The 8853-nt window shown below is 44.8% G+C and carries 11 protein-coding genes; 2 read left to right on the forward strand and 9 right to left on the reverse strand.

The genetic code is table 11. The features are described 5' to 3' along the window. Positions 1-140: 140 nt before the first annotated feature. The 8 genes from fusA to fkpA form a co-directional block, all read right to left on the reverse strand. Complete coding sequence (fusA, locus tag OCV56_RS14540; protein ID WP_086715733.1) at positions 141-2237, reverse strand: elongation factor G; 2097 nt, start codon at positions 2235-2237, stop codon at positions 141-143. Between the two features lie 166 nt (positions 2238-2403). After that, the gene (gene rpsG, locus OCV56_RS14545; RefSeq protein WP_004737195.1) at positions 2404-2874 is read right to left on the reverse strand and encodes a 30S ribosomal protein S7; all 471 of its coding nucleotides are present in this window, start codon (positions 2872-2874) and stop codon (positions 2404-2406) included. Positions 2875-2980: 106 nt separating this feature from the next. Further along, positions 2981-3355 carry a 30S ribosomal protein S12 gene (gene rpsL / locus OCV56_RS14550; RefSeq protein WP_004737194.1) on the reverse strand — a complete coding sequence of 125 codons (375 nt, stop codon included), beginning with the start codon at positions 3353-3355 and terminating at the stop codon, positions 2981-2983. A gap of 182 nt (positions 3356-3537) precedes the next feature. Continuing rightward, entirely contained in the window at positions 3538-3813 is a 276-nt protein-coding gene (tusB, locus tag OCV56_RS14555; protein WP_086715735.1) for a sulfurtransferase complex subunit TusB, read from the reverse strand. A gap of 8 nt (positions 3814-3821) precedes the next feature. Beyond that, entirely contained in the window at positions 3822-4178 is a 357-nt protein-coding gene (gene tusC, locus OCV56_RS14560; RefSeq protein ID WP_086715736.1) for a sulfurtransferase complex subunit TusC, read from the reverse strand. Further along, entirely contained in the window at positions 4175-4564 is a 390-nt protein-coding gene (gene tusD, locus OCV56_RS14565) for a sulfurtransferase complex subunit TusD (RefSeq protein ID WP_086715737.1), read from the reverse strand. Before tusD ends, tusC begins: the two co-directional genes overlap by 4 nt. Then, positions 4558-5283 (reverse strand): helix-turn-helix transcriptional regulator, encoded by a 726-nt coding sequence (locus OCV56_RS14570; RefSeq protein WP_004729851.1) that lies wholly within the window; start codon positions 5281-5283, stop codon positions 4558-4560. The genes tusD and OCV56_RS14570 overlap by 7 nt, the downstream gene beginning before the upstream one ends. A 204-nt stretch (positions 5284-5487) precedes the next feature. Next, on the reverse strand, positions 5488-6264 hold the full coding sequence (fkpA, locus tag OCV56_RS14575; RefSeq protein ID WP_086715739.1) for an FKBP-type peptidyl-prolyl cis-trans isomerase: 777 nt from the start codon (positions 6262-6264) through the stop codon (positions 5488-5490). 131 nt (positions 6265-6395) lie between these two features. Here fkpA and OCV56_RS14580 point away from each other — a divergent pair, with 131 nt between their 5' ends. Beyond that, entirely contained in the window at positions 6396-7373 is a 978-nt protein-coding gene (locus tag OCV56_RS14580; RefSeq protein WP_086715741.1) for a WD40 repeat domain-containing protein, read from the forward strand. A gap of 5 nt (positions 7374-7378) precedes the next feature. Next, a complete protein-coding gene (locus OCV56_RS14585) occupies positions 7379-7606 on the forward strand; it encodes a SlyX family protein (RefSeq protein ID WP_009848930.1) in 228 nt (75 codons plus the stop codon). 145 nt (positions 7607-7751) lie between these two features. On the opposite strand, the gene OCV56_RS14590 is transcribed toward OCV56_RS14585, so the two are convergent. Next, on the reverse strand, positions 7752-8717 hold the full coding sequence (locus OCV56_RS14590; RefSeq protein ID WP_086715742.1) for an isoaspartyl peptidase/L-asparaginase family protein: 966 nt from the start codon (positions 8715-8717) through the stop codon (positions 7752-7754). Between the last annotated feature and the right edge of the window lie 136 nt (positions 8718-8853).

Here is an 8853-nt window from a genome sequence, read left to right on the forward strand (position 1 = left end):
TTCCTTCCTAGTTATGATTCGCCACGTTCATTATTGAGCGAGACGCGCCAGAAATTGCTATTTTATGCGCCAACTCTCGTTAGCGCAATATTTGGACGCATTGTTCTTTCAAAAAATGAAAAAAAATGCCTTCCTTTTGTTTAACCACGCTCTGCAATGATTGCTTTTGCAACATTGTTAGGCACTTCGGCGTACTCACTAAACTCCATAGAGTAAGAAGCACGACCTTGTGTCGCAGAACGTAAATCAGTTGCGTAACCGAACATGACAGACAACGGAACTTGTGCACGAATTATCTTCAGGCCAGCTGTCCCCTCGTCCATACCTTCGATGATGCCGCGACGACGGTTAATATCGCCAACAACGTCACCCATCCAGTCTTCTGGAGTAGTTACTTCAACTTTCATCATAGGCTCAAGCAGAACCGGTTGCGCTTCAAGTGCACCCGTTCTGAAAGCCATAGAGGCAGCGATTGTAAACGCCATCTCACTTGAATCTGTTTCATGGTAAGAACCATCATATAGTGTAGCTTTGATATCCAAAACTGGATAGCCAGCAAGCACACCGTTGTTCATCTGCTCTTCAACGCCTTTGGCAACTGAAGCGATAAACTCTTTCGGTACGATACCATTGGCAATTTCATCCACAAAGACAAAGCCTTCGCCAACTTCTGATGGTTCTAATTTCAGCCATACGTGACCGTACTGACCTTTACCACCATGTTCACGGATAAATTTACCTTCCGCTTTCGCTGTACCACGAATAGTCTCACGGTAAGCCACTTGCGGGTTACCAACGTTGCAGTTCACGCTAAATTCGCGCTTCATACGATCAACGATGATATCTAAGTGTAGCTCACCCATACCAGAAATTAGAGTCTGGCCAGTTTCCGCATCCATATCAACACGGAACGATGGGTCTTCCGCTGCTAGTTTACCTAGAGCGATAGTCATTTTATCTTGATCAGCTTGAGAGCTTGGCTCTACAACGATCTGAATAACTGGATCTGGGAATTCCATGCGCTCAAGAACAATCTTATGGTTCTGGTCACATAGAGTTTCACCAGTGGTCACATCTTTCAGGCCAATAATGGCTGCGATGTCACCTGCTCGTACTTCTTTTACTTCTTCACGTTTGTTTGAGTGCATTTGAACAATGCGACCTAAACGCTCACGTTGTTTCTTCACAGAGTTGTAAGCAGTTTTACCGCTTTCTACAACACCAGAGTAAACACGGATGAAGGTTAGAGTACCAACAAATGGGTCTGTTGCGATCTTAAATGCTAGCGCTGAGAACGGTTCTTTGTCGTCCGCGTGACGCTCTGCTTCATTCTCGTCTTCATCGATACCTTTAATTGCAGGAACATCGACTGGAGAAGGAAGGAAATCAACAACTGCATCTAGAACAGCTTGTACGCCTTTGTTTTTGAATGCACTACCACAAGTTGCTAGTACAATTTCATTGTTAAGGGTACGAGTACGAAGACCTTGTTTGATTTCAGCTTCTGTTAGTTCACCTTCTTCAAGGTACTTATCCATCAGCTCTTCATTTGCTTCTGCAGCAGCTTCAACAAGTTCTGTACGATATTCTTCAGCCATTTCTTGCATGTCTGCAGGAATATCTTCGTACGTGAAAGTCATGCCTTGGTCAGCTTCGTTCCAGTTGATTGCCTTCATTTTGATAAGATCGACAACACCCTGGAAGTTTTCTTCAGCACCAATGTTCAGTTGAATTGGAACAGGAGTTGCGCCTAGGCGATCCTTGATCTGTTCAACTACGCGCAAGAAGTCTGCGCCTGTACGGTCCATTTTGTTAACGAAAACCATACGTGGAACTTGGTACTTATCAGCTTGACGCCATACTGTCTCTGACTGAGGTTCAACACCAGATGAGCCACAGAACACAACAACTGCACCATCAAGTACACGTAGAGAACGTTCTACTTCGATAGTGAAGTCAACGTGTCCAGGGGTGTCGATGATGTTAATACGGTGGTCTGAGTACTGAGCTTCCATACCACGCCAAAACGTAGTAGTTGCTGCTGAAGTGATCGTAATACCGCGCTCTTGCTCTTGCTCCATCCAGTCCATGGTTGCTGCACCATCGTGAACTTCGCCGATTTTGTGAGAAAGACCGGTATAGAACAGAATACGTTCACTTGTGGTTGTTTTACCTGCATCTACGTGAGCAACGATACCGATATTACGGTATTGCTCTATAGGAGTTTTACGAGCCACGGTTGAATCCTCTTATTAGAGACTTAGGGACTATTGCTATGCCTAGATTATGCGTTAAAAGCGATACTTCGCTAAAAAGTGCTTGCCCTAGAAATAGCAATAGTTCCTAGCATAAGCATAGGAACTAAAGAAGTGCTGCAAGGAACCTTGCAGCACTAAAAAGGTATTACCAACGGTAATGTGCGAACGCTTTGTTTGCGTCAGCCATGCGGTGAACGTCTTCACGTTTCTTAACCGCAGTACCTTTGTTCTCAGACGCGTCTAGCATTTCAGCAGCTAGGCGTTGAGCCATAGATTTTTCACCACGCTTACGCGCAGCTTCAACTACCCAACGCATAGCAAGAGCGTTACGGCGAACCGGACGAACTTCTACAGGTACTTGGTAAGTTGAACCACCAACACGGCGAGATTTAACTTCTACCGCTGGGCGAACATTTTCAAGAGCTTCTTCAAATACAGCTAAGTGGTCTTTACCAGACTTCTCAGCCATTGCATCTAGTGCAGTGTAAACAATTTTTTCTGCAGTAGATTTCTTTCCGTCAACCATAAGGATGTTAACGAATTTTGCCAGCAATTCAGATTTGAACTTAGGATCTGGAAGGATCTTACGCTGACCTATTACGCGACGACGTGGCATGGATATTCTCCGTTGTCTTCTTCAGGTTTTTTCCAAAACTTTTCAGAATAATAAATAAAATAGTGTTTGGCCTTACTTAACGCTTTCTTTTAAAAAAGAAAATGCATTAAGACTTAGGACGTTTCACACCGTACTTAGAACGACCTTGTTTACGGTCGTTAACGCCAGCACAGTCAAGTGCGCCGCGAACAGTGTGGTAACGAACACCCGGAAGGTCTTTTACACGACCGCCACGGATTAGTACAACACTGTGCTCTTGTAGGTTGTGGCCTTCACCGCCGATGTACGAAGTTACTTCGAAACCGTTAGTTAGACGTACACGACATACTTTACGTAGTGCCGAGTTAGGTTTTTTAGGTGTAGTAGTGTAAACACGAGTACATACACCACGTTTTTGTGGGCACGCTTCTAGTGCAGGCACGTTGCTTTTAACAACTTGCTTTACACGAGGCTTGCGAACCAACTGGTTAATAGTTGCCATTAACTAGCTCCTGAAATTTACTTGAAAGTAAGCTTTGTGAAAAATCTATCCCTAATCACAAGTCGTAATTAGGGACGCAAAATTCTATTCAGCAGTGGGAGGTGTGTCAAGAAATATACAGATCTTTTTTAGCCGTCTAGAGCTCAGGATGGTCTACTTTTAACCAAACTGATAAAACACAGCTACCAAGTCACTGATTTGTCGATTAAAACCGTCAGTTCAACGAACCCGTCGAAGTCCACTTGCGGAACAACATCGGAGGCAAGTACTTGGAGACCTCGAGCAGCAAGATCCGGTTTTAATACCGACACTCGCTTAACTGCACTGATTTGAGTAAAGAACTCATGATTTGGAAGGCAAACGTACACTGCATCTTCGACCAAAAGGAACTGATCCTGCGGTTGAGAGTAGGTTAATGCGAGTTTAAGTTTGTCGACTGATTTTACGATATGAAGCATAGCGCCCCCTAGAAAGTCAGTATCTGTTGGCACTGGGCTAACTTCTGCGTTAACTCATCGGCTTCAACGGCGGCTACATCAATCAACAGGTTGTCTGTCGAAAGACCAAACTGACTCAGACTACGCTGACACACATACACCTGTTCGATGTCGTACAGGTCCATAAGTTTGAATGCAGAGATATAGTCACGCGATAGTGTTTCGTCGGGCTGCTGCGCCTTGAGAAGCTGTGTCACACCATCGCCAACAAAGAACACGGCGATATCCTCACTGTAAGCAGAAGCGGCAAGCAATGCGTCCAACCCTTCTCTACCCGCAGCGGTAGTATGAGGAAAACTATTAAATATAAAGGCTAACTTTCTCAAAACTGTACCACCCTATCTTGCGTGAGTAGCGCTTCCGATAAGCTCCCTAAACCGGCCTGTGTAAACCCTGACGCTAAGTTAGATGCGCTTAGTTGGTGTTGCTCTGCTTCGTCCGAGCTAATCACACCACGTCTTAGCGCGGCGGCTACGCACGTTTCCAAGCTAACATCATGCTCATCCGCTAGCTTTTGCCAAGCAGAAGCTAAATCGAATTCATCGTTGGCAGGTACGGTAAGATCGGAGCCATTACTGACGCCATCTTGATAGAAGAATACACTGTGAAGGTTGTGGCCCTGTTTAATCAGAGCCACAGCAAACTGGTAAGCACTTCTTGCTGACTGTGAACCGTAGACAGGTCCGTTGACTAAGAGTGTATAGCTTAACAACCCTCTTCATCCTCTGTTTTACGTTGGCGGATATATAGGTACACGGTGTGCTTAGAAATATTTAAGCGCTCAGCAACACGGTTAATCGCGTCTTTGATATCGAAAATACCTTTGTCGTATAGCTCCATCACGATCTGACGGTTCTTAGTATTGTTCGATACAGACTTATCGGCATTGATCTCTTCAATGGTGCGTTCAACCGTTTGGTCGACAAGCTCTTCAACGTCGCTTGCGAAGTTAACCGATGATGCAGCTTCGTCTGCGTCTTGTGTAGGCATGAAAGATTGCAGCACTTGTGAGAATGGCGCGTCTAGGTTGACGTTAATACACAGCAGGCCAATCACTCGGTCTTCACCATTGCGGATAGCAACCGTGATCGACTTCATCAACACACCGCCTTTAGCGCGAGTGAAATATGAACGTGAGAAGTTACGCTTAGAACCTTCAATATCTTTTAGCATCTTCAATGCAAGATCGGTGATCGGCGAACCAACCTGACGACCTGTATTTTCGCCGTTGGCAATTTTAATCGCAGAAGTATTGAGGTCTTCTAAAGAGTGCAAAACGATTTCACAAAACGGACCAATCAGGCTCGCAATACCGTCAACAACGGCCTCGTAAGATCTTAGAATGATTTTATCGTGTTCACTGAATGGCATAACGTGGACAGATTCCATTTCAAGTAACACATCTGCATTGACTGTTTCTGTAGTAGTCACTTATTCCTTACCTTCGTGTGAAAATCAACAAATTTATGTAAGTTTATCAGAAAATTTTAATTGCACACCTAGCTAACATTGCAACTAGTGATTTAGAACAAGTTTAAAAATCAAATACTCATCTTCAAATCATAAAAAAAGCCTAACTCAAAGTTAGGCTTTTCATTCAATCAACGTATTTTAGTACGAGACTTTAAACCGATATTACTGTGCAGAAGCCGCTTCAGCGTTATCAATTTTTAGTAGTTCAACTTCGAATACTAGCGTTGAATTAGCAGGGATAGTCGGAGTGTCTTGCTCACCGTAAGCCAGCTCTGGCGGGATAACGAACTTGTACTTAGAACCAACTTGCATCAGTTGTACGCCTTCAGTCCAGCCTGGGATTACGCGGTTTAGTGGGAATGTTGCTGGTTCGCCACGGTCGTAAGAACTGTCGAACTGAGTACCGTCTGTTAGCGTGCCTTTGTAATGTACTTGAACTGTATCAGTGTCTTTTGGAGAAGCACCGTCACCAGCAGTCATTACTTGGTAAAGTAGACCAGATTCAGTCTGTTTTACGCCTTCAGTCTTAGCGAACTCAGCACGGAAGTCATCACCCGCCTTTTTCACTGCTGCTGATTTTTCAGCCGCTTGAGCTTGCATCGTTTCAGCAACACGCTTGTCTAGAGCTTCAAGAGCTGCGCGAGTTTCTTCTTCGTTCAGTGCAGTTTTCTCTGCGAATACATCTTCAATACCTTGAAGAACCATATCTTTGTCTAGGTTAATGCCTAGCTCGCTTGGCTTATCAATGCTTGTGCTTAGGTAGTTAGCGAAAGATACACCGATTGCGTATGCCGCTTTGTCATCTTCTGTTTTAAAGTTTACTGCTTCAACTTTAACTTCTTCTACCTGTGGAGCTTCTGCCTTTGGTTCTTCTTTCTGACAACCAACTGCTAGCATAACCGTTGCGGCAAGCAGTGATACTTTTAAAACTGATTTCATTGAATTCTCCAATTAATGGCCAAGCCATTGGTTATTGTGCACAAATCTAATGATTAGATTGGTGTGAATACGTTAGTTATAACAATATACTAGTCATATGTCTTTCGACACAAACCGGATTATTAGATGTGATGCGAATATTTTTCCACTCATTGCTATGTACAATTGTCATCACCTTGTTAAATGGATGTTTTTTCTTCCAAGATGATGAGCAGCGTTGGGAAATTGAACCCAATGGTGCCACCAGCTTTGCCCTTAGCAGAGATGGACGCTTCGCCCTACTCTACTCTCAGCAAAAACAACTGCTGTTTTGGGACCTTGCCGAAAACAAAGAGTTAGCGCAACTCGGCCCACAAGATCAATTAGAAAACCAAGTATCGCGTATCCGTATCTCGGACAATGGCCGCTTTGCCATTACCGCAAGCCAGATGAACTTCGCCGTTTGGGACCTATCTTGGACACAAGCTGAAGGGCTATGGTCTATCTCCGATGGCTTAATTCGCGATGTCGATATCTCTAGCAATGGTGAAAAAGTATTGCTTGGCCTTTCTAACGGTAAAGCCATCTATGTGGACTTAGTCACCGGACGCCGTCTGGAGTTCCTCGCTCACCGAGAAAAAGTTAATTCCGTGTCCCTTTCTTCCAATGGTCGCTACGCCTTATCGGGGGGTAACGACTACAAAGCCTACCTTTGGGATACCGAGTCGGGCTTGGTATTGCGCACCTTTGAGCATGAACAAAGAGTGGTACGAGTAGCGCTACAACGTGATGGTGAACTCGCTTTTACCTCTGATGGCGGCAATCAAGCGATGATCTGGGATCTTGAAACAGGCAAGCCTCAGGCACAGCTACAAAGCTGGTCTCGACAATTGATTTTCTCGAGTGCTCGTTTTTCTGATGACGGCAGTATGTTGGTGACGGGCACACCATCCAGCCAAGTGAGCGTTTGGGATACTCAGGATGGCAAACGACTTTCACGACACGATGCAGAGCCACTAAAAGATACTCGCCCTCCTCGTGCGGTAGTGTATGATGCAGCCTTTGATGATAAGAACCGTGTGATATCGGGCACCTCTGCGGGCATAGCCCAAGCTTGGAATGTGGATTAAGAACGATGACAGAAAAGCGAGTTGAACAACTAGAAAGCCGCGTGAATGACCTTGAGTGTCAATTAGCTTTCCAAGAACAGACCATTGAAGAACTCAATGAGGCACTTAGCCAACAACAGATGCTGATCACTAGAATGCAAGACCAGATGAAATTCGTGGTCGGCAAAGTGAAGAATATGGATGGCTCTAACCTAGCTGACGCATCAGAAGAGACGCCACCTCCACATTATTAAGTGCAGTTCAAAATAACGAGCTGGTTCTAACTACGCATATCGTTAGAAATCTTAAAACAAAAGGGCGACAGATATCATCTGTCGCCCTTTTGTGTATTAAGTATGTGTGAAGTATAAGCTAACGTTAAATTAAGCCGATACACACTTAATCATCAGCATAGATTTTAACTTCCACTCTGCCTTCGGTATCAACACTTGCACGATACATCCCAGAGCTGTTCATACCAAAATGAATATCACCTTGCCCATCAACCGCAATTAAACCGCCTTCACCGCCCATGGTTTTTAATTCACCTTGAATGATGGTTTCACAAGCCGTATGCACATCTTCTTTTAGATAACGCATTCGTGCTGCCACATCACTGGCAACCATCTTACGTAGGAAGAACTCGCCCATCCCCGTTGTTGAAACGGCAACGTTGCCATTTTCAGCGATGGTTCCTGCACCAATGATCGGAGAGTCACCCACACGACCGTATTTCTTATTGGTCACGCCACCGGTACTAGTGGCCGCTGCTAAATTGCCCGCTTGGTCTAATGCAACAGCTCCCACCGTGCCGTACTTTTTATCATCTGGATATTTCTGAGCTTGTTGTTCGTCGTATTTCGCTTCAGACAGAGCAAAGATACCTTTCTCTTTCATCGATTGAAGCTGATCGTAGCGGCGCTCAGTGAAGAAATAGTCTTGTTCGGTAAAGGTATAGTCGTGTTCAAAGGCAAACTTCTCGGCCCCTTCTCCAATCAACAATACATGCTCGCTTTTCAGCATCACATCGCGAGCCAGTTCAATCGGGTTTTTAATGTGGCGAACACCAGCAATGGCACCCGCATCCATGTCACGACCGTGCATCACCGACGCATCCATCTCTACAAACTCATCATGCGTAAAAACAGAGCCCTTACCTGCATTAAAGTGCGGACTGTCTTCCATCACCTTGACCGATGCCACTACCGCATCCAGAGCATCACCACCCGCTTGCAATACTTGATAGCCCGCCAAAACCGACTTTTCCAAAGCCTCGGTAATACCCATTTTTAATTCATCGCTCATTTGCTCTCGCAAGATGGTTCCTGCTCCACCATGAATGGCAATTGAAAAAGGTTGTGACATGCGAACTCTCCACTGACGTCGTCTTATAATGTTGTGCTATCAATACCACATCCATAATTCGATGTCTGATAGCGAAAACCAAACTTTTGCGAATGCTTGGCTCTGTAGATAAAAAACCAAGTCAAAAAGCTCGGCG

The sequence above is a fragment of the Vibrio gigantis genome, from assembly GCF_024347515.1.
GTDB classification, from domain to species: domain Bacteria; phylum Pseudomonadota; class Gammaproteobacteria; order Enterobacterales; family Vibrionaceae; genus Vibrio; species Vibrio gigantis.